General features: G+C 58.7%; 22 protein-coding genes. 8 read left to right on the plus strand and 14 right to left on the minus strand.

Annotated features, from left to right (window positions below):
• Window position 1: 1 nt before the first annotated feature.
• The 8 genes from tsaE to IP76_RS16140 all read right to left on the minus strand — a co-directional run bounded on the left by tsaE (window position 2) and on the right by IP76_RS16140 (window position 9,706).
• Window positions 2–1,534 (minus strand): tRNA (adenosine(37)-N6)-threonylcarbamoyltransferase complex ATPase subunit type 1 TsaE, encoded by a 1,533-nt coding sequence (gene tsaE, locus IP76_RS16105; RefSeq protein WP_054159239.1) that lies wholly within the window; start codon window positions 1,532–1,534, stop codon window positions 2–4.
• Window positions 1,531–4,071: an ATP-binding protein gene (locus IP76_RS16110; RefSeq protein WP_245281480.1), complete on the minus strand. Its 2,541-nt coding sequence runs from the start codon at window positions 4,069–4,071 to the stop codon at window positions 1,531–1,533. Before IP76_RS16110 ends, tsaE begins: the two co-directional genes overlap by 4 nt.
• 250 nt (window positions 4,072–4,321) lie before the next feature.
• Window positions 4,322–5,719, minus strand: coding sequence for an adenosylhomocysteinase (gene ahcY, locus IP76_RS16115; RefSeq protein ID WP_054159241.1), 1,398 nt, complete (start codon window positions 5,717–5,719; stop codon window positions 4,322–4,324).
• A gap of 148 nt (window positions 5,720–5,867) precedes the next feature.
• A complete protein-coding gene (locus tag IP76_RS16120; RefSeq protein ID WP_054159242.1) occupies window positions 5,868–6,146 on the minus strand; it encodes an HPr family phosphocarrier protein in 279 nt (92 codons plus the stop codon).
• Window position 6,147: 1 nt separating this feature from the next.
• On the minus strand, window positions 6,148–6,549 hold the full coding sequence (locus tag IP76_RS16125) for a PTS sugar transporter subunit IIA (protein WP_054159243.1): 402 nt from the start codon (window positions 6,547–6,549) through the stop codon (window positions 6,148–6,150).
• A gap of 116 nt (window positions 6,550–6,665) precedes the next feature.
• Complete coding sequence (locus tag IP76_RS16130) at window positions 6,666–7,124, minus strand: HPr kinase/phosphorylase (RefSeq protein ID WP_054159286.1); 459 nt, start codon at window positions 7,122–7,124, stop codon at window positions 6,666–6,668.
• A 2-nt stretch (window positions 7,125–7,126) separates the two neighbouring features.
• Window positions 7,127–8,911, minus strand: coding sequence for a sensor histidine kinase (locus IP76_RS16135; protein WP_054159244.1), 1,785 nt, complete (start codon window positions 8,909–8,911; stop codon window positions 7,127–7,129).
• A 69-nt stretch (window positions 8,912–8,980) separates the two neighbouring features.
• Window positions 8,981–9,706: a response regulator transcription factor gene (locus IP76_RS16140; RefSeq protein ID WP_197278360.1), complete on the minus strand. Its 726-nt coding sequence runs from the start codon at window positions 9,704–9,706 to the stop codon at window positions 8,981–8,983.
• Between the two features lie 344 nt (window positions 9,707–10,050).
• On the opposite strand from IP76_RS16140, the gene IP76_RS16145 reads away from it, so the two are divergent.
• From IP76_RS16145 to IP76_RS16155, 3 genes are all read left to right on the plus strand, one after another.
• Window positions 10,051–11,661 carry a phosphoenolpyruvate carboxykinase gene (locus tag IP76_RS16145; protein WP_054159246.1) on the plus strand — a complete coding sequence of 537 codons (1,611 nt, stop codon included), beginning with the start codon at window positions 10,051–10,053 and terminating at the stop codon, window positions 11,659–11,661.
• 117 nt (window positions 11,662–11,778) lie between these two features.
• Window positions 11,779–12,213, plus strand: coding sequence for an alternative ribosome rescue aminoacyl-tRNA hydrolase ArfB (gene arfB / locus IP76_RS16150; RefSeq protein WP_054159247.1), 435 nt, complete (start codon window positions 11,779–11,781; stop codon window positions 12,211–12,213).
• A gap of 2 nt (window positions 12,214–12,215) precedes the next feature.
• The gene (locus tag IP76_RS16155; RefSeq protein ID WP_054159248.1) at window positions 12,216–12,845 is read left to right on the plus strand and encodes an alpha-ketoglutarate-dependent dioxygenase AlkB; all 630 of its coding nucleotides are present in this window, start codon (window positions 12,216–12,218) and stop codon (window positions 12,843–12,845) included.
• A gap of 15 nt (window positions 12,846–12,860) precedes the next feature.
• On the opposite strand, the gene coaA is transcribed toward IP76_RS16155, so the two are convergent.
• The 6 genes from coaA to hisB form a co-directional block, all read right to left on the minus strand.
• On the minus strand, window positions 12,861–13,856 hold the full coding sequence (coaA, locus tag IP76_RS16160) for a type I pantothenate kinase (protein WP_054159249.1): 996 nt from the start codon (window positions 13,854–13,856) through the stop codon (window positions 12,861–12,863).
• Window positions 13,853–14,176 carry a phosphoribosyl-ATP diphosphatase gene (locus IP76_RS16165; protein ID WP_054159250.1) on the minus strand — a complete coding sequence of 108 codons (324 nt, stop codon included), beginning with the start codon at window positions 14,174–14,176 and terminating at the stop codon, window positions 13,853–13,855. The genes coaA and IP76_RS16165 overlap by 4 nt, the downstream gene beginning before the upstream one ends.
• Window positions 14,177–14,192: 16 nt before the next feature.
• Window positions 14,193–14,969 (minus strand): imidazole glycerol phosphate synthase subunit HisF, encoded by a 777-nt coding sequence (gene hisF, locus IP76_RS16170; protein WP_054159251.1) that lies wholly within the window; start codon window positions 14,967–14,969, stop codon window positions 14,193–14,195.
• A gap of 10 nt (window positions 14,970–14,979) precedes the next feature.
• Window positions 14,980–15,714 carry a 1-(5-phosphoribosyl)-5-[(5-phosphoribosylamino)methylideneamino]imidazole-4-carboxamide isomerase gene (gene hisA, locus IP76_RS16175; RefSeq protein ID WP_054159252.1) on the minus strand — a complete coding sequence of 245 codons (735 nt, stop codon included), beginning with the start codon at window positions 15,712–15,714 and terminating at the stop codon, window positions 14,980–14,982.
• Window positions 15,715–15,735: 21 nt separating this feature from the next.
• Window positions 15,736–16,386: an imidazole glycerol phosphate synthase subunit HisH gene (hisH, locus tag IP76_RS16180; protein ID WP_054159253.1), complete on the minus strand. Its 651-nt coding sequence runs from the start codon at window positions 16,384–16,386 to the stop codon at window positions 15,736–15,738.
• Window positions 16,387–16,470: 84 nt separating this feature from the next.
• On the minus strand, window positions 16,471–17,067 hold the full coding sequence (hisB, locus tag IP76_RS16185) for an imidazoleglycerol-phosphate dehydratase HisB (RefSeq protein ID WP_054159254.1): 597 nt from the start codon (window positions 17,065–17,067) through the stop codon (window positions 16,471–16,473).
• Between the two features lie 202 nt (window positions 17,068–17,269).
• Here hisB and hslV point away from each other — a divergent pair, with 202 nt between their 5' ends.
• From hslV to IP76_RS16210, 5 genes are all read left to right on the plus strand, one after another.
• On the plus strand, window positions 17,270–17,797 hold the full coding sequence (gene hslV, locus IP76_RS16190) for an ATP-dependent protease subunit HslV (protein WP_054159255.1): 528 nt from the start codon (window positions 17,270–17,272) through the stop codon (window positions 17,795–17,797).
• Between the two features lie 69 nt (window positions 17,798–17,866).
• Window positions 17,867–19,174, plus strand: a complete 1,308-nt coding sequence (gene hslU / locus IP76_RS16195; RefSeq protein WP_054159256.1) for an ATP-dependent protease ATPase subunit HslU — start codon at window positions 17,867–17,869, stop codon at window positions 19,172–19,174.
• A 182-nt stretch (window positions 19,175–19,356) separates the two neighbouring features.
• Window positions 19,357–20,286, plus strand: a complete 930-nt coding sequence (locus IP76_RS16200) for a DUF1402 family protein (RefSeq protein WP_245281482.1) — start codon at window positions 19,357–19,359, stop codon at window positions 20,284–20,286.
• A gap of 38 nt (window positions 20,287–20,324) precedes the next feature.
• Window positions 20,325–21,728, plus strand: a complete 1,404-nt coding sequence (locus IP76_RS16205) for a cytochrome P450 (protein ID WP_054159258.1) — start codon at window positions 20,325–20,327, stop codon at window positions 21,726–21,728.
• Window positions 21,729–21,821: 93 nt separating this feature from the next.
• Window positions 21,822–23,828, plus strand: coding sequence for a hydantoinase/oxoprolinase N-terminal domain-containing protein (locus tag IP76_RS16210; protein WP_054159259.1), 2,007 nt, complete (start codon window positions 21,822–21,824; stop codon window positions 23,826–23,828).
• The last annotated feature ends 15 nt before the right edge of the window (window positions 23,829–23,843 follow it).

A 23,843-nucleotide genomic window follows, 5' to 3' on the forward strand; every position in this document is an offset into this window, starting at 1 on the left:
CTTACGTCGGTGATTCGGCTGCATGGATTCCAGCCCTTGTGCACCAGTCGCGCAAGGGGGCGAGTGCCGGATGCTCGAAAGCCACTGAAAGATGCCAGAGTGTGCGGGGCAGGTGAGACATATAGCCGGGCTTGCCGTCGCGCTGCTTCAGCCGTACCCAGAGCCCATTCAGCTTGCAGGCCCGCTGCGCAGCCATGATCGCGAAACTCTTCTTGAATAGTGCGCGATTGAATGTCGGCCGGATTGTTCGTGCCGCAACATAGTCATTGAGCAGCACGTCCATCAAGGGACGCTCCACCGTTACACGGGCATCTTGCACCAACGACACGACATCATAGGCGGCTGGACCGATCATGGCATCCTGGAAGTCGATCAGCCCGACGCGGGCGTGGCCCGTCTCCCCGGCTCGCCAGATGATGTTTGGGGAGTGGAAGTCGCGCAGCACGATAGAGCGCTCGCAGTCGGCGAGTTCGTCTATCAGTCCATCCCAAATAGCAAGATAGTCCGTCCGCTCCTCCGCAGTGGCTTCCGAGCCGCCGCGAATATGGGGGAGATACCAGTCTAGCAACAGTTCCACCTCGAATTTCATCGCCGCCCGATCGAAATCGGGGATCTGATGGACGTATCCGTCGTCGAGCTGGATGCGATGGTCGAAGTCTGTGTCATGAATGGCCGCAAGGCAGGCGACACTCGCACGATAGCGTTCCGCAATCGGCTTGCGCTCGGCATTAATGATGCCGTCTCCGCCGAGGTCTTCCAACAGCAGGATGCCTCGATCGTTGTCACCGGCGAGGATGGCGGGTGCCGAGAACCCCTTGTCTCGCAGCATCCGATCGATGGCAACGAAGGGACGCACATCTTCGGCAAGATGTACCAGTTGCGAATAAGGCTTGCCATTGCGGATCGGCGGGCCGTTTGGCCGCTTCGGCGCGTCCATCAGCACCAGGCGGGGCGCATCCGCAGCGGGATAGATATGCTCGTAAGAACGGCTCGAAGCGTCGCCGGTCAGATGGCGACGCTTCGCCGAGGTAAGATTATCTGTGTCGAGAAAGGACCGGATGTCGAGCACGCGTTGAAGGCGCGCGAGCTTCGGTTCCGGACCCGTAATCGTGATTGTCCGACCGCGCGTCGGAGGAAAGGCGAAGGTGATCGACAGGGCGCTTTTAGGCAGCGAGCGGCCAGCCTTTTCCGGCCATTCCACCAGGCAGATGCCATCGGTAAGGGCATCGTGAAATCCCAGTTCGTCCAATTCGCTTTCGTCGGACAAACGATAAAGATCGAAATGAGCGACCGGCAGGCGCAGATCGTAGTTCTGCACCAATGTGAATGTCGGGCTCGGCACTTCGAGTTCCGGGTCGTCTGCCAAGGCCCGAAGCAAGGCGCGGGCCGTCGTGGATTTTCCGGCGCCCAGATCTCCATCAAGGGCTATGCAGTCGCCCGCCCGCACTGCAAGAGCCAAATCCTCGCCAAACTGGATCGTGGCTGCCTCATTCGGCAGTTCGATCGTGATTTCTTGCACGTCGGCTTGGCTCATTCTGCAGCGGCGATTAGGTGCGGGATCGCTGCGGAAGGAACCCGGCAATGCACCGTCGTTCCGCTGCCCGGCGTGCTCTCGATCGACACCTTGCCGTGATGGAGGTTGACGAAGCTCTGAACAATCGACAGGCCAAGACCTGGTCCACTCCGTTTTCCGCCCCGAGAATTTGTCGAGAACCGGTCGAACACCGTCGACAGCATTTCGGGACTGATGCCGCAACCGCTATCGGCAACCGAGAACACGAAGTCGGACCCCTCACGCCAGCACTTCATTGCAACAATGCTGCCTTCTGGTGCGAAATTCACAGCGTTGGTCAGGATTTTGATGAGGATCTGCTTCAGCCGCTGCCGATCTGCAATCAGATGGCCGAGCTGCGACGAAGCGGCGATTTCCAGCGTTACCCCACCTTCCTGAAGGCGGTCCGTCATCTGCATCGATACATCGTCCAGCAGGTCGCTGAGGTCGATCTCGGAATAATCGAGCTGCATGATGCCCGCATCGACCGTGGCAAGGTCGAGGATGTCGTTGACGATCGTCAGTAGAACGGCGGAAGAGGTCGAGATGTGATCGACATATTCGGCCTGGCGTTCCGTGAGAGGACCTGTGGTCGAGGTCTTCAAAAGGTCCGTGAAGCCAATGATATTGGTCAGTGGCGAGCGCAGTTCGTAGGAGACGTGCTGAACGAAATCGTTCTTCAGCTCGTCGGCCTTGCGCAACGCGTCGTTCTTTTCCTTGAGCGCGCGTTCTGCACGCACGCTGTCGGTCATGTTGACGAAGGTCAGCATGGTCTGCGCATTCGGCAAAGGTGTAACGGCGTAGTCGAGCACGAGACCGGAGAAGAGCTCGAGAGTTCCCTGGCTTGACGGCCGCTCGTCTTCGAAGCTTGTGATCATCTTACCGAAGGCTTTCCAACCATCCGGACGATCATAGGAAGGCGCGCAGGCAGCCTCGATCAGTCTGATATGCGTGCCGACGGCGGTCTGTTCCTCGGTGACGCCCCAAAGTGCGCGGAAGGCCGGGTTAGACAGCTGGATCCGCCCATCAGGCCCGAAGACGGCCACACCTTCCGAAAGGTGATCGATGGTTTCCCCTTGCACGCGCAGCAGTGTGTTGTAGCGGGTTTCCAGATTGACCTGTTCGGTCAGATTCTCGAATACCCAGGTCGCGCCACCCTGGGGATGTGCTGATGCAATCACGCGCAAGGTCTGACCGTTCGGAAGGTGCCAGATATCGGTTTGGGTCTCGATAGTGCGATAGACCGAAAGAGTGTTTTCCTTCCAGCTCTTCCAGCTCAATTCCTCAGGCAGTTTGTGGGCTGCGCGCAGCTTGTCGAGGAGCTCGCTGTGGTCAGGTCTAGACTCGAGGAACTTCGTATCCAGCTCCCAGAGCTGGCTGAACGCCTGGTTGAAGAACTGCAGGCGACGGTCACCATCAAAAATGGCAACAGGGGTACCCAGATGGTCAAGCGTCTCCGCATGGCTCTTGAGCGTTCGAGCCAATTCTTCACGCAGCCCTTCGGCTGACGAAACATCAACGGCCATGCCACAAGAACCGGCGGGACCGCGCACGTCTACAACGTCGAAAAACGCGCGCGCGCCGCGTACAGCCGTTGAAATCGTATCGTGGAACGGTGATTCCGCCGTTGCTGTCGCTTTGATCCGCTGCCGGGTCAGGGTTGGCAGGATCTCCCGACCTTCGCCCAGAACCTGATCCGGCGAATTGGCTTCTGCCGCTTCGCAATAGGCCTGATTGACCCAGGTCAGTCGGCCTTCGCTATCACGCTGCCAGACGGGTTGTTCGATTGCATTAAGCAAGGATTCAAAAGTGGCGATGGAATTGCGCAGGCGGTTGCGTTCAATTTTCAGTTCCGCGAGTTCCGCGCGCAAATTGTTGAGAGCCAGGAAGTGGGCGAAAGCGCGACCGCCGGACAGGCGGCCCTGCACTTCGATCACCTCACCGCGCAATGTCTCAACGATGAGGTCGAAACTGCGCGCATCAGTTCGCAAGGCTTCGATGGCCCGCTCAACTTCGGCAGCCGAATGCGGCTTCAGCCAGCGACCGAAGGCCAGAAAGTCGACATCGGCCTGAGGCGCTCCTGTTTCAGCGGGCAACTGGCCGAGAAATTCGGGCTTACCGGTATGGCCTTCCCAAATCACGATTCTGCGGTTCTTGTCGGCAATCAAAGCCTGGTACCGCGGGATCTTTTGCTGGCAATCCGACAAGGCGGAGCGCAGCTCCTGCCCTTCGGATTCCAGGCGATTGCGCTGGCGAAGAAGCCAAAGCACAGAGACAAGCGCGGCAGAGAGGACGCCGGCCACAAGGGCGTATCCAGCCATGTCGGCGCTGTCGAAGCGCGTGATCGACGGCAAGGATTGCGCCTGCGCGAACGCGGGCAGGAAAAAAGATGTGAGTGCGCTGCCGCTGGCCAGAACGCGCCGCCAGGAGACGACTGAGCGCAGTCCTCTTGCCATCGAGCGGAAAGCGCCCGAAGTTGCCCGAACAGGCCCGACATTGCTATGCCAGAAGTTTGAAATACCGGCCGTCATAGCCGTTTCCCGCATCCACGGGGTGCGTTGATCTACCGACATTCTCGGTCTGTCTCCGTCTTATTATGTGCCGCATCGTCGACAAGACATCCGTGTTCGCGGGTGCCTCGGCATCCACGAATCAAGTCTCAAAACAATACCGCTGATGCCGGAGGTCTGGAAGGCCGGCGGCCAAAAAAGAAGGCGCAGCCTTTGTCAAGGCTGCGCCTACCACATGTAGTTATTATCCAGCTATTTATTAATAGCGATAGTGTTCAGCCTTGAATGGGCCGGTCGCTGAAACGCCGATATAGCTCGCCTGCTCGTCAGACAGTTTCGTCAGCTTTGCGCCGAGCTTGTCGAGGTGCAGCTTGGCGACCTTTTCGTCGAGGTGCTTGGGGAGGACATAGACGCCCGGCTTGTATTCGTCTGTCTTGGCGAACAGTTCGATCTGGCCGAGAACCTGGTTCGTAAACGACGCAGACATGACAAAAGACGGGTGGCCCGTCGCATTTCCGAGGTTCAGCAGGCGGCCTTCCGAGAGCAGGATCATGCGGTTGCCCTTCGGGAACTCGATCATGTCGACCTGCGGCTTGATGTTGGTCCACTTCAAGTTACGCAGCGACGCAACCTGGATCTCATTGTCGAAGTGGCCGATATTGCCGACGATCGCCATGTCCTTCATCTCGCGCATATGCTCGATGCGGATGACGTCCTTGTTGCCGGTGGTGGTGATGAAGATGTCAGCCGTGGAGACCACGTCTTCCAGAGTGACGACTTCAAAGCCATCCATAGCGGCCTGCAGGGCGCAGATCGGATCAACTTCCGTGACCTTAACGCGAGCGCCGGCGCCGCTGAGCGAGGCAGCAGAGCCCTTGCCCACATCACCGTAACCGCAGACGACGGCAACCTTGCCAGCCATCATCACGTCGGTGCCGCGGCGAATACCATCGACCAGCGATTCCTTGCAGCCATACTTGTTGTCGAACTTCGACTTGGTGACGCTGTCGTTCACATTGATGGCGGGGAAGGGCAGAAGGCCCTTTTTCGCCAGCTCGTACAGGCGATGCACGCCTGTCGTGGTTTCTTCGGTTACGCCCTTGATGGCGTCGCGCTGTTTGGTGAACCAGCCAGGCGAAGCCGCCAGACGCTTTTTGATCTGCGCGATGAGGATTTCTTCCTCTTCCGAGGTCGGATTGGACAGGACGTCTTCGCCCGCTTCGGCACGTGCACCAAGCAGGATATACATTGTCGCATCACCACCGTCGTCGAGGATCATGTTGGAAAAACCACCATCGGTCCACTGGAAGATCCGGTCGGTATAATCCCAGTATTCAGTGAGACTTTCACCCTTCACAGCGAAGACTGGAATACCGCGCTCGGCAATCGCTGCTGCCGCATGATCCTGCGTCGAGAAGATGTTGCATGACGCCCAACGAACTTCGGCGCCGAGGGCGACCAGCGTTTCAATCAGGACGGCCGTCTGGATCGTCATATGCAGTGAGCCAGTGATGCGAGCGCCCGTGAGCGGCTTGCTTACGCCGAATTCGTCGCGGCAGGCCATCAGGCCCGGCATTTCGGTTTCGGCAATGCTGATTTCCTTGCGCCCGAAATCGGCAAGACCGATATCGGCGATCACGTAGTCATGGTGGCTCATGAAACTCTCCGGCTGATTGCTGACAACCTTACAGGTGCAGACAAAATGTCCGCAGAGACGTCCGCGGATCCTGAACTGCTTTTATCAGGGAACCTTTGATGGTGCAATCAGACATAAAGAAGTCTTTATGTCTTTATGTCGAGATGCTTTACATCTCCTCGCCGAAGCGGTCGGCGACCAGCTGCGACAGGGCCTCCATGACCTCCTCGGCCTGCAGACCGGAGGCGGTCACCGAGATCGAACAGCCCGGGCTGGCGGCCAGCATCATCAGACCCATGATCGACGTTCCGCCCACTGTGGTGCCATCTTTCGATACACTCACCTTTGCATCATACCCATTGACCGTCTGAACGAACTTGGCTGATGCCCTCGCGTGAAGGCCTCGCTTGTTGATGATGAGAAGTTCGCGGGCGATCTGATCGGTCATCTTACTTTCCGCTGAGCACCCGGCTGGCGACATTGATGTACTTGCGTCCTGCATCCGACGCGTCAATCAGACATTTGTCCATATCATTACCGCCTCGGATCCCAGCCAGCTTGATCAGCATGGGGAGGTTCACTCCGGCAATGACTTCCACTTGCCCGCTGTTCATGATGGATATTGCAAGATTGGAGGGGGTGCCGCCGAACATGTCTGTCAGGATGATTACACCGTTCCCGTCATTGGCACGCTGAACGGCGTCCAGAATATCCTGACGGCGCTGGTCCATATCGTCTTCGGGGCCGATCGAGACGGTCTCGATGAATTGCTGGGGGCCAACGACGTGCACCACCGCATGAAGAAACTCTTCAGCCAGCTTGCCATGTGTGACAAGCACAAGTCCGATCATTCTCAATTGTCCCTTAGCGCAAACTTTTTGCCGGATAGCGCACGAAGCAGCCTGCGTCTACCGGCAGGTGGCCATCATGTCGATCAAAATGCGAAGTGCAAGCCAAAACCGTGTGTCTAGATGGCTGAGTCGGCGCTTTGGCGGTTGAAAGCAAGAATGAGGCTCAACGGAAAGCGTGTCCAGCTTGGCACGCGAACCAGGGGCAAGGCGGTGTCGGCGGTGAGGGAATAGTGCTCGTTTTCGGGCGCGAGCCGTTCGACCTCGTTGCTTGCGACCGTGGTCGCGACCAAGTGCAGCGGTGCAGTTTCGATATGGGCCACCTTGATGATCCCGCTATAACGAAGCTCGATCATGCCGCGCATCGTGTCTGGAGCCCGCCCGATAACGGTGCTGCCGTCCTTGAAGACAAGAAGACGATCGTCGGAGATGAGGGCCGCCGGGAGTCCCAGAAGCTTTGCTTCCGAGAGGCAGTCAAAGGCCAGAGCTGACTTTCCGCTGCCGGACGGCCCGACTATTGCCAATCCTATACCGTCGACCACGATGGCGGATGCATGGATGTTGGTCGGGCCGGCCACGATCAAGGCGCCGGGTTGACGGGGAGGGACAAGATGAAGCGGGCTCCAGTCCTGCGGCCATCCTGGGGATCGATCATGTTCTCGGCCCGCAGGGTGCCGCCATGGGCCTCTGCGATTTGCCGGCTGATCGACAGGCCGAGACCGGAGTTTTGTCCGAAGCTCTCACCTTCAGGGCGGTCCGTGTAGAAGCGCTCGAAGATCCGATCGATGTCCTCCGCTTGAATGCCGGGGCCATTGTCCTCGATCTGGATCTTGCAGGCTGTTTTTGATCGGGACAGTCTGACGACGATCCGTCCCCCCGTTTCCGGCACGAAGGACCGGGCATTCTCTATGAGATTGGTGACGATCTGCCCAAGCCGGAGATCGTGCCCGTTGACCAGATAGCGTTGACGTGTCGCTCCCGGCTTCCTGTCGATCATATAGTCGATCTGGACGGCTTTTTTGCCGTTCCTGATTTCACGTGAAATATCGACAAGGCTTGAAAGTAGGACTTCAAGATCCACCGGTTTCGCGTCGGAACGCGCGAGTTCGGCGTCGAGACGCGAGGCATCAGAAATATCGCTGATCAGGCGGTCGAGGCGGCGCACGTCATGCTGGATGATGTCCATCAGGCGCTGCTTGGACTGGTCTGTTTTTGCAAGTGGTAGTGTTTCGACAGCCGAGCGCAGCGATGTCAGCGGGTTCTTTAGTTCATGGCTGACATCGGCTGCAAAGCTTTCAATTGCGTCGATCCGGTCGTACAGCGCGGTGGTCATTTCCCGCAGCGCTATGGAAAGATTGCCGATTTCGTCCTGCCGGGCGGAAAAATCCGGAATCTCTTCGCGTTCCTTCGCACCCCTTCGCACTCTGATCGCTGCAGCCGACAGGCGGCGCAACGGGTTTGCAATTGTCGAAGATAGAAGCAGGGAAACAACGATGTTCACCAGCGTTGCCACGCCGAATACTCGAAGAATCGCGAGCCGTTCGGCATGTACGATCTTGTCGATATCGCCCGCCTGGGTCGAGAGCAGCAGCACCCCAAGCACCGCGCGTGAACGTTGAACAGGCACCGCGACCGATACGATCAGTTCACCCTGGTCCGTCACGCGAACGACTGCGCCGCGAACGCCGGTCAGCGCATTCATCACTTCCGGATAAATCGATCCGTCGCCGCCAGGTGCTTCCCGGTAGACCGGCAGGTTGCCAGGCTGGAGGATCGTGTTGAACAGCCGCGTGATCCAGTCGGTGAAGCTGGTTGTGTCGTTATCAACCGGCGGGAGGTCAAAGCGTAGAACCTGCCCGCGGGAATAGAGATGTCGGGAATCCAGCAGGAGATTGGCGTCGGCATCAAAAAGCCGTGCGCGGATGCGCGTCGGCGAAATCAGCCGCCGAAGAACTGGTGCGACCCGTTCCGGATTGATCGGAAACTCCAGATCCTCGTCATTCGGAACCGGAGTGATGCTCTGGCCGGCCTGAAGCTCGAGCAGTTTCTCCGGATCGATTGTGATGGAATTGGTGTCGACCGAGGCGGAGGCCGAAACGGCAGCAGCAATGATCTCGCCTTGGGTCAGCAGGCTTTCCACCCGGGCGTCAATCAGACCCTCGCGGAACTGGTTGAGGTACATAATTCCGCCGACCAGGACGATCAGCGCCGCGAGATTGAAGAACACGATACGGCGCGTTAGGCTGGAAAACAGCGCATGGCCGAAGATGCGGCGGATCAGGGTGAAGGGATGGGCAAATGGCCGCCCGCGTTCGGAGGGGCCATCCAGCTCCTCGACGTTCCCTTCTTCAACCGGTGTGGCCAAGTCTCACCCTTTCAGCTGTCCTGTGGTCTTTTGCCGGCCTGGCGCACGGCAGGACCGGACGGACAAGCGTTATGCGGCTTCGCGGAAGCGGTAACCCACGCCATAGAGGGTTTCAATCATGTCGAAGTCATTATCGACCATCTTGAACTTCTTGCGCAGCCGCTTGATGTGGCTGTCGATCGTCCGGTCGTCAACATAGACCTGCTCATCATAAGCGGCATCCATCAGGGCGTCACGGCTCTTCACCACGCCCGGGCGTTGCGCCAGTGACTGAAGGATCAGGAACTCCGTGACAGTCAGTGTGACGGCATCACCCTTCCAGGTGCAGGTATGACGTTCCTGGTCCATGACCAGTTGTCCGCGCTCAAGTGTCCGTGCCTGCAATTCTCCGGCCGACTTCGGCGCGCTGCCCCCGGCTGCCAGATTCTCTCGGCTTGCCGCGCGGCGCAGGATTGCCTTGACGCGTTCGACCAAGAGGCGCTGCGAGAAGGGCTTGGTGATGAAATCGTCAGCGCCCATCTTCAGCCCGAAGAGCTCATCGATTTCCTCGTCCTTGGAGGTCAGGAAGATCACCGGGAGATCCGATTTCTGGCGGAGCCGACGCAAGAGTTCCATCCCGTCCATACGCGGCATCTTGATATCGAAGATGGCGAGTTGGGGTGGACGGGCGAGAAGGCCATCGAGCGCTGACGCTCCATCCGTATAGGTCTCGACTTTATAGCCTTCCGCCTCAAGGGCGATCGACACCGAAGTGAGGATATTACGGTCGTCGTCCACGAGCGCGATCGTCTGCATGTTGTAGGTCTCCATCATGTTCAAGGCGCTGCTCCTGGTTATCCCAGCCCCAGCCCGGGGTTCCATTGCCTCGCTTCTTGGGGGTAAAGGTGGAACAAATTGTGGCAAAGGGGAAGGGACAATCGGCTGACGAGGTTGAACGGCCACTCGGATACCGCCCAATATCGTCTAGGTGAGGGGAGAATAGAGTGCGAACTAAACGATTTAAAATAACGATTTCCATTTTAAATCGATTAAATAATTGATATTATTGACTTATTTGGAGCGTCCTACTTGCTTTCCTCAGAGCCCGGCTTTAATTTCCGGTCATTGATTGTTATCGCCAGGCAAGAGGAAGGCGCATCATGGAGGAATTCGGCGTGAGGAACCCCGCTTCGGGGATCTCGGATATTGGGCTTCGGAATGCGTCCAGCGTCCGCTACAATTTCCTTGAAAGCGCACTTTACGAGGAGTCGATCCGCCGTGGCGAAGCTGAGCTGACGGCGCATGGTGCACTGCGCGCCTTGACGGGTCAGCACACCGGCCGATCTGCCAAGGACAAGTTCGTTGTTCGGGACGCTAAGACCGACGGCCAGATCTGGTGGGACAACAACAAGCCTCTGTCACCAGAGCATTTTGACATCCTGCATAAGGACATGCTGGCACATGCCGAAGGCAAGGACCTCTTCGTGCAGGATCTGATTGGTGGTGCTGATCGGGACAATGCTCTTCCCACACGCGTGGTGACAGAGCTTGCCTGGCATTCCCTTTTCATCCGCAATCTTCTGATCCGTCCGGATCGCGAAGAACTGAAGACATTCCTTCCGCAGCTGACGATCATTGATCTGCCGAGCTTCCGAGCCGACCCGGCCCGTCATGGCTGCCGTAGCGAAACAGTTATCGCCTGTGACCTGACCAGAGGTATTGTCCTGATCGGTGGCACCTCTTACGCGGGCGAAATGAAGAAGTCCGTCTTCACCGTCCTCAACTACCTTCTGCCAGAGAAGGGAGTGATGCCAATGCATTGCTCCGCCAATGTCGGTCCGGCTGGTGACGCGGCTGTGTTCTTCGGTCTTTCCGGAACGGGGAAGACGACCCTGTCTGCTGATCCGAGCCGTACGCTGGTTGGCGATGACGAGCATGGTTGGGGGGAAAACGGCATCTTCAACTTCGAAGGCGGCTGCTATGCCAAGACCATCCGTCTTTCGGCGGAAGCAGAACCTGAAATCCATGCAACGACGCAGCGTTTCGGCACTGTGCTGGAGAATGTCATTCTTGACGAGAACGGCGCACCCGATTTCAATGATGGTTCGCTGACGGAAAACACGCGCTGCGCCTATCCGCTGCATTTCATCCCGAATGCGTCGGAAACGGGCATTGCACCGCATCCGAAGACAATCATCATGCTGACCGCAGATGCTTTCGGTGTCCTTCCGCCGATTGCCAAACTGACACCGGAGCAGGCCATGTACCACTTCCTGTCGGGTTACACCGCCAAGGTGGCAGGTACGGAAAAGGGCGTGACGGAACCGGAAGCAACCTTCTCGACCTGCTTCGGCGCACCCTTCATGCCAAGACATCCGAGCGAGTATGGTAATCTCTTGCGTGACCTGATTGCGCGTCACGAGGTGGATTGCTGGCTTGTCAACACCGGCTGGACCGGCGGCGCATACGGCGTTGGCAATCGCATGCCGATCAAGGCCACGCGCGCTCTGCTGACCGCGGCTCTGACCGGCGAGCTGAAGAAGTCTGAAATGCGGATTGATGCAAACTTCGGCTTTGCCGTTCCCGTTGCCGTTGAGGGCGTCGATACCAAGATCCTCGATCCGCGCTCGACCTGGGCCGATGGCTTGGCCTACGACGCGCAGGCCAAAAAACTGGTCGGCATGTTCATCGACAACTTCGCCAAGTTCGAGGCGCATGTCGACGGCAAGGTTCGGGATGCGGCGCCTGGTATCCGCCTCGCAGCCGAGTGAAGAAGACAAGCACTGCCAAACCAAGGGGCCCGGTATCGTTTACCGGGCCTGTTTCTTTGTGCCTTGTCATTTCTCTCGGTTCTGCCGATATGAAGTCCGACCGAGAGAACAGACGACATGGCCAGCGAACCGCTTCACATCAACAACCGCATCACGATTGCAGGTTGGGAACTGACCGAGCAATTCGTGCTCGCAGGCGGTCCCGGTGGACAGAATGTCAACAAGGTGTCCACCGCCGTCCAGCTCTTCTTCAATCTTTTGGGATCGCCCGCGCTCAATGACAGGGTCAAACAGAATGCGGTAAAGCTCGCCGGTCGGCGCATGTCCAAGGAAGGCGTGCTGATGATCGAGGCTAACCGGTTTCGTAGTCAGGAGCGCAACCGCGAAGATGCCCGCGAACGCCTGAAGGAATTGATCCTTGAGGCCGCCAAGCCACCACCGCCGCCGCGTAAGAAGACCAAACCCTCCAAGGGCTCGATTGAACGCCGCCTCAAGGAAAAATCAGGCAGGTCGGAGGTCAAGAAAATGCGCGGCAAGCCACCGGGAGATTGACCATGGCCGCGAAGCCAGCCGAGATTACCCTTCAATCCGGTCTTCGTTATATGCCAGGGCGGCTTGGCCGTGACGAGCAGGAAAAACTGGTGGACACGATCCGGGATATTGTTGCCCGTGCTCCCCTCTATGTCCCTGTGATGCCGGGTTCCGGGCGTCCCATGTCCGTGCGGATGACCAATTGCGGTCCGCTTGGATGGGTAACCGACAAGGACCGTGGCTACCGATATCAAGCAAACCATCCGACAACCGGCGAGCCCTGGCCGGACATTCCCTCTGTCCTTCTTGATCTCTGGCGCGACTTGTCCGGCCACTCCAAGGATCCGGAAGCGTGTCTGGTGAACTTCTATACCGATAAGGCCAAGATGGGTCTGCACCAGGATCGGGACGAGACGGACCTCGCAGCGCCAGTGCTCTCTATATCTCTGGGCAATACCTGCCTCTTCAGAATTGGTGGGCTCGAGCGGACCGACCGGACGAAATCGCTGAGACTGGAAAGCGGCGATATCTTCATTCTCGGCGGGGAAGGGCGTCTGTGCTACCACGGCGTCGACCGGATTTATCCGGGCACATCCACGTTGCTGAAGGCGGGCGGCCGCATCAATCTGACCCTCCGTCGGGTCAATCCATAGCCGGCAATCGATCGCTTACAGTTTTCTCAGGGCGACCGTTTCCACGAGATGATTCTTGCCCTTGCGCAGGATCAGATCGGCTCGAGGCCGGCTCGGCAGGATGTTTTCCCGAAGGTTCTTCAGGTTGATGTTGGTCCAAAGACCCTCGGCGATCTCGATCGCCTCGGCTTCACTGATTGTCGCATAGCGATGGAAGTAGGAATTCGGATCTCGAAAGGCCGTCTGCCTCAGCTTCATGAAGCGGTCGACATACCACCGATGCGTCGCATTCTCGTCTGCGTCGATATAGATCGAGAAGTCGAAGAAGTCAGACACCATCGGCACGATCTTGCCGTCTGCCGGCAGATTGCGCGACTGCAGCACGTTGATGCCTTCGAAGATCAGGATGTCGGGACGGTCGATCACCCTGAATTCGTCGGGAAGAACGTCATAGGTCAAGTGTGAGTAGCTTGGCGCCTTGACGTTTGGTAGTCCGGCCTTGATCGCTGACAGGAAACGCAAAAGCGCGCCGATATCGTAGCTCTCTGGAAAGCCCTTGCGGTTCAGAATGCCATTCTTGATCAAATGCGCATTTGGATAGAGGAAGCCGTCTGTTGTAACCAGATCAACCTTTGGGCTCGACGGCCAACGGGCCAAGAGCTCCTTCAGGATGCGGGCGGTCGTCGATTTACCCACGGCCACGGAACCTGCAATGCCGATCACGAACGGTGTCTTCGACACATCTGACATACTGAGAAAGCGATTGCGCTGCTCGAATAGCAGTTGTGAGGATTCCACATGCGAGGAGAGGAGCCGCGACAGTGAGAGGTAGATCCGACGCACTTCGTCGAGATCGATCGGGTCATCGATCGAGCGCAGCCTGTGCACTTCGTCGGCCGTCAGCGTCAGCGGGGTGTCGGCGCGGAAATGCGCCCACTCTTCCGAGTTGAAGAACAGATAGGGCGAGTAGCCGTTGGCCTGAAAATGGTCGAGGACTTCTGGCGTTTCGGATTCCCGCATAGCTATTGTCATGGATCCTGCCGATTGGCCTTCTCGTTCAGGCCCGTCTGGGCGGTCCGACGCTCCAGTTCCTGCATCACGTCTTGTAGAGGTATGCCGCCAATTTTCAATACGACCATCAGGTGATAGAGCAAGTCGGCGCTCTCGTAGACGAGGTTCTCACGGTCGCCCGTCACCGCTGCCATCACCGCTTCAATCGTTTCCTCGCCAAGCTTCTTCGCGGCCTTGCTCTGGCCACCGGCCACGAGTTTTGCCGTCCAGGATTCCGATGGGCTTGCATTCGCCCGCTCTGCGACGATTGCTTCGAGATCTGTCAGTGAGAAAGAGGTCATTCTTGTTTCCCTGAGATCAGTCAAGACGCATGGCGATGCCGGCAGCAGCCATATGCGCCTTCGCCTCGGCGATCGAATAGGTGCCGAAGTGGAAGATCGAGGCCGCGAGAACAGCCGTAGCGTGACCATCGCGAATGCCGGCGACCAGATCGTCAAGCGATCCTACACCGCCAGATGCGATCACCGGCACACGGACGCTGTCTGCGATCGTGCTGGTGAGCCCGATGTCGTAGCCGCTCTTGGTGCCGTCTCGATCCATCGACGTGACAAGCAACTCGCCGGCGCCACGTTCGACCATCTTGATCGCAAACTCTACAGCGTCGATGCCGGTGGACTGCCGGCCGCCATGGGTGAAAATCTCCCACCGAGGCACTTCGTTTTCACGTGAAACCTTCTTCGCATCGATCGAAACGACAATGCACTGGTTGCCGAACTTGTCTGCTGCTTCTGCCACGAAATCCGGGTTCTTGACCGCTGCCGAGTTGATCGACACCTTGTCCGCACCGCAGAGCAGGAGCTTGCGGATGTCGGACACAGCACGCACGCCGCCGCCAACGGTGAGGGGCATGAAGCAGTGGTCTGCCGTCTGGGCCACGACGTCGAAGATTGTGTCGCGATTGTCTGATGATGCCGTGATGTCGAGGAAGCACAGTTCGTCGGCCCCGGCTGCATCGTAGGCTTTCGCGGCTTCGACCGGATCGCCGGCATCGATCAGATCAACGAAGTTGACGCCTTTCACGACGCGACCGTCCTTGACGTCGAGGCAGGGAATGACTCGGGCCTTGAGTGTCATGATCTGGTCCTCAGCTTCTTACGGACTTGATAAGTGCCAACGCTTCCGCAGGATCGATACGGCCATCATAGAGCGCGCGACCGGAAATCGCACCTTCCAGTTTACGGGCATCCGGCTCGATCATCCGGCGGATATCGTCCATGGAGGCGAGTCCACCTGACGCAATGACTGGGATCGACACCGCATTGGCCAGCTCGAGCGTCGAGCTCCAGTTGATGCCGGTCAGAATCCCGTCGCGGTCTATATCGGTATAAATGATGGCGGCCACCCCTGCGCCTTCGAAGCGCTGAGCGAGCTCGACCACGCCGAGTTCCGACGCTTCGGCCCAGCCCTCGACGGCGACCTTGCCGCCCTTGGCGTCGATGCCGACGGCGACCTTGCCGGGGAACCGCTTACAGGCTTCGATGACGAGGCCCGGATCGCGTACAGCCACTGTCCCCAGGATTACACGGGATAGGCCTCGAGACAGCCAGTTCTCGATATGCTCCAGGGTCCGGATGCCGCCACCGAGTTGCACCGGGTTGCGGGTCGCTGCAAGGATCGCATCGACGGCAGCGCCATTGACGCTTTCGCCGGCGAAGGCACCGTTCAGATCGACCACATGCAGCCACTCGAAGCCCTGATCCTCGAATGCACGTGCCTGCGCACCCGGGTCGGGATTGTAAACGGTGGCCTGCTCCATATCGCCTAGCTTGAGGCGAACGCACAGGCCGTCCTTGAGATCGATGGCGGGGAAAAGGATCATGCTGCGTGTCCTTTGGGGGGATCAGGGCGCCCAGGTGAGGAAGTTGGCGATCAGCTTCAGGCCGAGTGCCTGGCTTTTTTCCGGGTGGAATTGCGCGCCGACCATGTTGTCTCGACCGACAAACGCCGTCATCGGGCCCCCATAGTCGGTCGTCGCAATCACCTCATCGGAATTCTGCGCCGCCAGGTGATAGGAATGCACAAAATAGGCATGCAGGCCGTTGGCACCCGTCGGGATGCCGTCGAACAGCGGATGTGGGCGGTTGAGCGTCAGCGTATTCCACCCAATCTGCGGGATCTTCAGACTGGCATCCGAAGGCGTCATCTCCACGACGTCGCCCTTGATCCAGCCGAACCCGTCCGTCACGGTCTTTTCCAAACCGCGTGACGACATCAGCTGCATGCCGACGCAAATTCCGAAGAAGGGGCGGGCCTTGACATCCACGACCTCGGAGATGGCCTGATGCATGCCGGGAACAGCATCCAGCCCTCGGCGGCAATCGGCATAGGCGCCGACGCCCGGTAGCACGATGCGGTCAGCCGAAGCGACGCGTTCTGCCTTGTCGGTCAGGTCAATCTCGGCGTCGACGCCGGCCTCGCGCGCCGCGCGTTCGAAGGCTTTGGTGGCAGAACGCAGATTGCCGGATCCGTAGTCGATAATGGCCACACGCATGTTTCTTATCCTTTCTGCTCGACGGCTGTCGGTCAAGGATTCAGCCGGAGCAAGGTGGCAGGTCTCCCGCAGGAGACGTCGCCCTTAAACCAGGGTACCCTTCGTCGAAGGGATACGGCTTGCCTGACGCGGATCAATTTCAGTTGCCACGCGCAGAGCCCGGGCCACCGCTTTGAAACACGTCTCGGCGATATGGTGGTTATTGGCACCATAATGGTTGAGCACATGCAGCGTAATACCGGCATTCTGGGCAAGCGCCTGAAAGAATTCACGCACCAGTTCCGTGTCGAACGTACCGATTTTCGGTGCGCTGAAATTGACGTTCCAGACGAGGAACGGCCGGCCCGAGACGTCGATCGCAGCCTTCGTCATGGTTTCATCCATGGCCAGATCGATCGAGGAATAGCGCGTAATGCCCTTGCGGTCGCCAAGAGCCTTGGAGATCGCCTGCCCCAGGGCAATACCGGTGTCCTCGACCGTGTGATGGTCATCGATATGAAGGTCGCCCTTCACATTGATTGTCATGTCGATCAGGGAATGGCGGCAGAGTTGGTCGAGCATATGATCGAAAAAGCCCACGCCTGTCGAAATCTCGGCCTTGCCGGTGCCGTCGATATCAACGGACACGGACACTGAGGTCTCGTTGGTTTTGCGGGAAATTTCGCCTTTACGCTCTGCCATCTGGCCGCTCCATCGCTCAATTGGCCCTCCCTTATCAGCCGTGCACAGAAATATCCAGAAGTTACATTGCGTTGTCGCAAGGCGGCGATGGGCAGTTGCGTGCCAGATTGCAATCGTTGAAAGCCCACTTACATAGGTTCCGACGAAAGGGCGCTTGGGTCGCCCACCAGAGGGTCTGCAAGGGCAGGCGAACAGGTGACGAATGACGACGATTATTACAGTCCGCAAGGGTGGCAAGGTGGTGATGGCCGGTGACGGGCAGGTGAGCCTCGGCCAGACCGTGATGAAGGGGAATGCCCGCAAGGTTCGCCGGATCGGCAAGGGGGGCGACGTGATTGCTGGCTTCGCCGGGGCGACTGCCGATGCTTTCACGCTGCTCGACCGTCTGGAAAAGAAGCTCGAACAGTATCCGGGTCAGCTGATGCGGGCCGCTGTCGAGCTTGCCAAGGATTGGCGCACCGATAAATACCTGCGCAATCTCGAGGCCATGATGCTGGTGGCCGACAAGACGGTCACGCTGGCCATCACCGGTAATGGCGATGTCCTGGAGCCAGAACATGGAACCATCGCGATCGGCTCTGGCGGGAACTACGCCTATGCGGCGGCCCGCGCGCTGATGGATACCGACAAGTCTGCGGAGGACATTGCCACGCGTGCGCTGACGATTGCCGGCGAGATCTGCGTTTATACCAATACCAATATGGTGGTCGAAACCCTCGACGCGGCTTGATCGCCGAAACGAGGCAGGCATTCACATATCCGATGCGCGTCTTCGCGGCATCGCCAGGAGCAAGTCCACATGACAAATTTTTCTCCGCGCGAGATCGTTTCCGAACTCGATCGCCACATCATCGGCCAACACGATGCCAAACGCGCGGTTGCGATCGCGCTCCGCAACCGCTGGCGTCGTCAGCAGTTGTCGGAGGACCTGCGTGATGAGGTGATGCCGAAGAACATCCTGATGATTGGCCCGACCGGTGTCGGCAAGACCGAAATCTCGCGGCGATTGGCCAAGCTCGCAGGCGCCCCCTTTATCAAGGTGGAGGCGACAAAGTTTACCGAGGTTGGTTATGTCGGCCGCGACGTAGAACAGATCATCCGCGATCTCGTTGAAATCGGCATCACCCTCGTGCGTGATCGCAAGCGTCAGGACGTGCAGGCCAAGGCCCATGCGCTCGCCGAGGAGCGGGTGCTTGATGCTCTGGTTGGCGCTACGGCATCTCCAGCCACCCGCGACAGCTTCCGCAAAAAGCTGCGCGACGGGCAGCTCGACGACAAGGAAATCGATATCGAAGTTGCCGACAGTGCGTCGGGCATGCCGGGCTTTGAACTTCCGGGCATGCAGGGCGGCAATGTCGGTATCCTCAACCTCTCCGAAATGTTCGGCAAGGCTATGGGAAACCGGACGAAGAAGGTACGCACCACCGTCAAGGCGTCCTACAGCGACCTGATCCGTGACGAGTCTGACAAGCTGATCGACAATGAAGTGATCCAGCGCGAAGCGCTTCGCTCGGTCGAGAATGATGGCATCGTTTTCCTCGACGAGATCGACAAGATCGCTGCCAGAGAAGGTGCCATGGGTGCCGGCGTCTCGCGCGAAGGTGTGCAGCGCGATCTACTGCCTCTCGTCGAAGGGACAACGGTTTCGACCAAGTATGGCCCGGTGAAGACGGATCACATCCTCTTCATCGCTTCCGGTGCCTTCCACGTTTCGAAGCCATCCGATCTGCTGCCGGAACTGCAGGGCCGACTACCGATCCGGGTAGAGTTGAAGCCGCTCACAAAGGAGGATTTCCGCCGTATCCTGACCGAGACGGAGGCAAGCCTCATCCGGCAGTACAAGGCCTTGATGGCCACTGAGGAACTGGACCTCGATTTTACCGAAGACGCGATCGATGCGCTTGCAGATGTCGCCGTTCACCTTAACGAAACCGTCGAGAATATCGGTGCGCGCCGCCTCCAGACGGTCATGGAAAGAGTGCTGGACGAAGTATCATTTCATGCGCCCGACCGTGGCGGCCAGGTGGTCATGGTGGATTCGGCCTATGTGCAGGAGCATGTCGGAGATCTGGCCGCCGATACGGATCTCAGTCGCTATATCCTGTGATCTTTGTGCATCTACGGGTCACTTTTGCGCCGCAAGTGCCATGAAAGTGAGAGGGGGCTGTGTCGACAATGCAGTCCCCGCTTATGTATGGAGTTGCCGTCGATCTCCGGCCATCCGACACATCCAGATCTTTCAGATCGGCCGCGTTCAGGACAGTGCAAGTGCTACGCATTTCAAGGATCATCGTCTTAGGCTTGGCTCTGCAAGGAGCCCTCTTTGCGCAGGCAAACGCTGCTCAACCGGTTCCCCCCGGCAACCGGCACGCAGAACAACCCGAAGTTCCCGGCGCTTCCGTGCGCAGAACTCGCGCCGGCAAGACCTCGTTTGATGATAAATACGAGAAGGTTCGCGAACTTCTGGCGACTGACTCTGCGCTTGTTGGAAAGATCAAGAAGACGGCAGCTGCTTACGGGATCGCGCCCATTCACATGGTCGGCGCGATTGTCGGCGAACACACCTATAATGTTGACGCCTATGACAGCCTCCAGAGCTATTACGTTAAGGCAGCATCCTACGCCGGGAACAGCTTCCGCTTCGCCTACAAGGACGAGGGCATTTCGGATTTTGTGGCGCGTCCCGAATTCGCTGAATGCGCGGCACTTTCCGACTCCTATCGTCTGTGGACATGCCGGGAGAATGTTTGGGAAGCGCAGTTCCGCGGTAAGACAATTGGCGGAAAATCCTATCCGAACAATCGCTTCAGTGCCGTCTTCTTCCAGCCCTTCTACGCCGGCCAAACGTTTGGTCTTGGCCAGATTAATCCGCTGACGGCGTTGATGCTGTCGGATCTGGTCAGCCAGAAGTCGGGCTATAAAACGCTAGACGCTGATGACGCAGCTGGCGTCTATAAGGCGATCATGGATCCCGACATTTCGCTCGCCTTCATGGCAGCGGTGATCCGTAAGTCGATCGATGACTACAAGACGATTGCCGACATCGATATCTCGACGAACCCTGGTGTTACGGCGACCCTTTTCAATATCGGTGGATCGCAACAGCGAGCCCGTACGCTTGCGAGCCGTCGGGCAAGCGGTGCGGCGAATTGGCCCGAAGAGAACTATTACGGCTGGCTGATCAATGATCGGCTGGACGAGCTGGAGCAGCTGCTCTAACTCCTTGGGAGTCATTCGGGCTCCGGGGAGACAATCTTATGGACGCAAAGCTTCGGAGCCCCGGTTTTCAACCACCCGCGCCGATACCGCGTACGGTTCCGCCGAGCCGGCTTGAGATCATTCGAACGGTCTTGAGAAACCCTCTCGAGCTCTGGGGGCTTCCTTCCTACACCTGGCCCTGGATCGTCACCCGATTTTTCGGCCAGACGACGATCATCGCCAACGACCCCGGTCTGATCCGGCATGTGCTGGTCGACAATGCAGCAAACTATGAAATGTCCGAAGTCCGCCAGCTTGTGCTGCGGCCGATACTGCGTGACGGATTGCTGACGGCTGAAGGCCCTGTGTGGAAGCGGTCGCGAAAAGCGATGGCGCCGGTTTTCACTCCTCGCCATGCGCGAGGCTTTGCCCTGCAGATGCGCGAACAGAGCGAACTCTTCATTTCCCGTTATGCGGCAGGCGAGGAAGGAGTCGTGCGCGACATTGCCGTGGATATGACGGAACTCACCTACGCCATCCTGTCTGAAACGCTGTTTTCTGGCGGCATCGTCTCCGAACAGGGCGATTTCGCCAGGGATGTTGACGACCTCTTGCACAGCATGGGGCGTATCGATCCTTTCGATCTCCTGCGCGCGCCCAAGTGGGTGCCGCGCCTGACCCGCATTCGCGGCATTGGCGTTTTGAAAAAGTTTCGCGCACTCGTGCGCCGCACGATGGACCGGCGGCGACGTCTAATGTCGGAAGATCGAGCCACAGTCCCAGATGATTTTCTTACCCTCCTGCTTGAGCTTGAACGCCCCGATGGACTGACCTCCGAGGAGATCGAGGACAATATACTGACTTTCATTGGCGCAGGTCACGAGACGACCGCGCGCGCTCTGGCTTGGACCTTCTATTGTGTGGCCCATTGCCCGGATGTTCGTCAGGCTATGGAAGCTGAAATCGATACCGTTCTGGCTCAAGCGGTCGATCCCGTCGACTGGCTGGATCGCATGCCGCATGTGCGTGCCGCCTTCGAGGAGGCAATGCGCCTGTATCCGCCAGCGCCCTCGATCAATCGCGATGCGATTGCCGATGACCGCTATGTGGCATCCAACGGTGAGGTGGTTGAGATCGAGAAGGGGACGACCGTGCTGGTGATGCCCTGGACGCTGCATCGCCATGAGCTTTACTGGGAAAGCCCTCGTACATTTGACCCCAGCCGATTTCTGCCTGCGAATCGCGAAAAGATTGGCCGTTTCCAGTACCTACCCTTCGGTGCCGGACCACGGGTCTGCATCGGCGCGACTTTTGCACTGCAGGAAGCCGTGATCGCGCTCGCCGTGCTGATGCATCGCTATCGTTTCGATGTCACCCCGGAGACTAAGCCCTGGCCGGTGCAAAAGCTCACAACCCAGCCCGCAGGCGGCTTACCGATGCGCGTCACGCCTCGCCACGGCTGATTGCGCCGCCGATCTGGCGCAGCTGCGCTGGAAAAGCGGGTATCTGCCGTGCAATAAGATCCGCTCAAAGGATCAGCGGGATGAGGAGAGAGCGTGTCTGCAGATTTCATGCTCGGCATCGACACGGGTGGCACCTACACGGATGCTGTCATCTATAGCGATACATCGGGGCTCATAGCCAAGGCCAAGGCGCTGACATCTCGTCATGACCTTGCTGTTGGTATTGGAGAAGCACTGGAAAACGTTCTTCAGACCTCCGGCATCGCGCCGTCCTCTATCGGACTGGTGTCCTTGTCGACAACGCTTGCGACCAATGCACTGGTTGAGGGGCAGGGCGGTCGCGCCGCCCTCGTCATGATTGGCTTTGGACCTGAAGACCTCAAGCGTGACGGGCTTTTTGAGGCCCTTGGCTCGGACCCGGTCGTCTTCCTTGCGGGCGGCCACGATGTGCATGGGAATGAGACGCCTCTCGATCTCGACGCCTTGGAGGCCGTGCTCGACGATCTCTCGCAGACAGTGTCTTCCTTTGCTGTTGCGGGTTATTTCGCTGTTCGCAATCCAAGCCATGAGATCAGGGCCCGTGATCTCATTCGTGCCCGGTCAGGCTTGCCGGTCACCTGCAGCCACGAACTATCGTCCAAGCTTGGTGGCCCCCGCCGCGCCTTGACCACGCTTCTCAATGCCCGATTGGTCTCCATGATCGATCGCCTGATCGGTTCGGCCGAGCGCTATCTCAGGAACCGTGGCATCAAGGCCCCCTTGATGGTGGTGCGTGGTGATGGGGCACTGATTTCCTCGGATGAGGCGCGCCTTCGCCCGATCGAAACCATCCTGTCGGGCCCGGCCGCGAGCCTCGTCGGCGCGCGCCATCTGACCGGGCACGCCAATGCGGTCGTGTCCGATATCGGTGGCACGACCACGGATGTGGCCGTGATGGAGGATGGATTGCCGCGGCTTGATCGTGACGGTGCAGTTGTCGGTGGTTATCGCACCATGGTCGAGGCGGTCGCCATGCGGACCTTTGGTCTCGGCGGCGATTCGGAAGTGCGGTTCGATGATCGCGGACTGAAAGGTCGTATCGAACTTGGACCACGCCGACTTGTGCCCTTGAGCCTTGCAGCATCCCTCCATGAGACGTCAGTCCTGCCGCATCTGGAGCGGCAACTGCGCAACGCTCACAACGGTCGATATGACGGCCGATTTGCTGTGCGAACTGGCGTACCGGATTCCCTGGCGGCTGGCCTGCAGGTGCAGGAAGCAAGCCTGTTTGCCCGTCTCGGTGCAGAACCGCTACCGCTGGATCAGTTGATCACGGTTACCCAGCAGGTTGCGACCCTCGACCGCCTCGTTGCCCGCGGCCTCGTACACATTTGCGGCCTCACGCCTTCGGATGCCATGCATGTCTTGGGCCGACAGTCACAGTGGAGCCGCCAGGCAGCTGACTTGGGTCTGCAACTGGCCATCCGCCGCAAGGATGGGTCCGGCAGGCCGATCGCGTCCTCGGCCGAAGACCTGGCTGAAAGGATTGCCGACCGCCTGAGCCGCCAGTCGGTGGAGGTCATTCTGGCATCGACCTTGGCGGAAGACGGTCTATCGGACATTGATCCGGCGAAGTCGATTCTAATCGAGCAGGCGTTGAGCCGCAGCGAAGGCATCACCCGGTTTCGCCTCTCTCTGGATCGCCCCTTGATTGGTCTGGGAGCCTCTGCCGGGGTCTATTATCCGGCGATCGCCGCTATGCTGTCCGCCGAATGCAGTGTTCCGGCCGATGCCGATGTGGCCAATGCGATCGGCGCCGTGGTCGGCCAGGTGCGTTGCAGTGTCTCCTTGCTGGTGACGTCTCCCGAAGAAGGCCTCTATATTCTGTCGGGCGACGGTGCCACGCGGCGCTTTGCCGATGAGGGTCTGGCGCTCGACACAGCGCGAGCCCGAGCCCGCGAACTGGCAATAGAAAGGGCAGAGGCCAGCGGTGCCGTTGATCTTTCTCTATCCTTCTCGGAGCAGATGGAGGCGCCGGAGATCGAAGGGCGCAAAAGGCTGATTGAGGCACGCATCTTCGCCACCGCCAGTGGTCGGCCCCGCCATGCACGCGAGGAGTGACTTTCTAAAATAGAA

The organism is Rhizobium sp. AAP43 (assembly GCF_001296045.1).
Classification (GTDB): domain Bacteria; phylum Pseudomonadota; class Alphaproteobacteria; order Rhizobiales; family Rhizobiaceae; genus Allorhizobium.

Coding starts and splice junctions, on each gene's coding strand:
- tsaE (WP_054159239.1), bottom strand. CDS start 1,534: ATGAGCCAAGCCGACGTGCAAGAAATCACGATCGAACTGCCGAATGAG.
- ahcY (WP_054159241.1), bottom strand. CDS start 5,719: ATGAGCCACCATGACTACGTGATCGCCGATATCGGTCTTGCCGATTTC.
- IP76_RS16120 (WP_054159242.1), bottom strand. CDS start 6,146: ATGACCGATCAGATCGCCCGCGAACTTCTCATCATCAACAAGCGAGGC.
- IP76_RS16125 (WP_054159243.1), bottom strand. CDS start 6,549: ATGATCGGACTTGTGCTTGTCACACATGGCAAGCTGGCTGAAGAGTTT.
- IP76_RS16140 (WP_197278360.1), bottom strand. CDS start 9,706: ATGCAGACGATCGCGCTCGTGGACGACGACCGTAATATCCTCACTTCG.
- IP76_RS16145 (WP_054159246.1), top strand. CDS start 10,051: ATGGAGGAATTCGGCGTGAGGAACCCCGCTTCGGGGATCTCGGATATT.
- arfB (WP_054159247.1), top strand. CDS start 11,779: ATGGCCAGCGAACCGCTTCACATCAACAACCGCATCACGATTGCAGGT.
- IP76_RS16155 (WP_054159248.1), top strand. CDS start 12,216: ATGGCCGCGAAGCCAGCCGAGATTACCCTTCAATCCGGTCTTCGTTAT.
- coaA (WP_054159249.1), bottom strand. CDS start 13,856: ATGACAATAGCTATGCGGGAATCCGAAACGCCAGAAGTCCTCGACCAT.
- IP76_RS16165 (WP_054159250.1), bottom strand. CDS start 14,176: ATGACCTCTTTCTCACTGACAGATCTCGAAGCAATCGTCGCAGAGCGG.
- hisF (WP_054159251.1), bottom strand. CDS start 14,969: ATGACACTCAAGGCCCGAGTCATTCCCTGCCTCGACGTCAAGGACGGT.
- hisA (WP_054159252.1), bottom strand. CDS start 15,714: ATGATCCTTTTCCCCGCCATCGATCTCAAGGACGGCCTGTGCGTTCGC.
- hisH (WP_054159253.1), bottom strand. CDS start 16,386: ATGCGTGTGGCCATTATCGACTACGGATCCGGCAATCTGCGTTCTGCC.
- hisB (WP_054159254.1), bottom strand. CDS start 17,067: ATGGCAGAGCGTAAAGGCGAAATTTCCCGCAAAACCAACGAGACCTCA.
- hslV (WP_054159255.1), top strand. CDS start 17,270: ATGACGACGATTATTACAGTCCGCAAGGGTGGCAAGGTGGTGATGGCC.
- hslU (WP_054159256.1), top strand. CDS start 17,867: ATGACAAATTTTTCTCCGCGCGAGATCGTTTCCGAACTCGATCGCCAC.
- IP76_RS16205 (WP_054159258.1), top strand. CDS start 20,325: ATGGACGCAAAGCTTCGGAGCCCCGGTTTTCAACCACCCGCGCCGATA.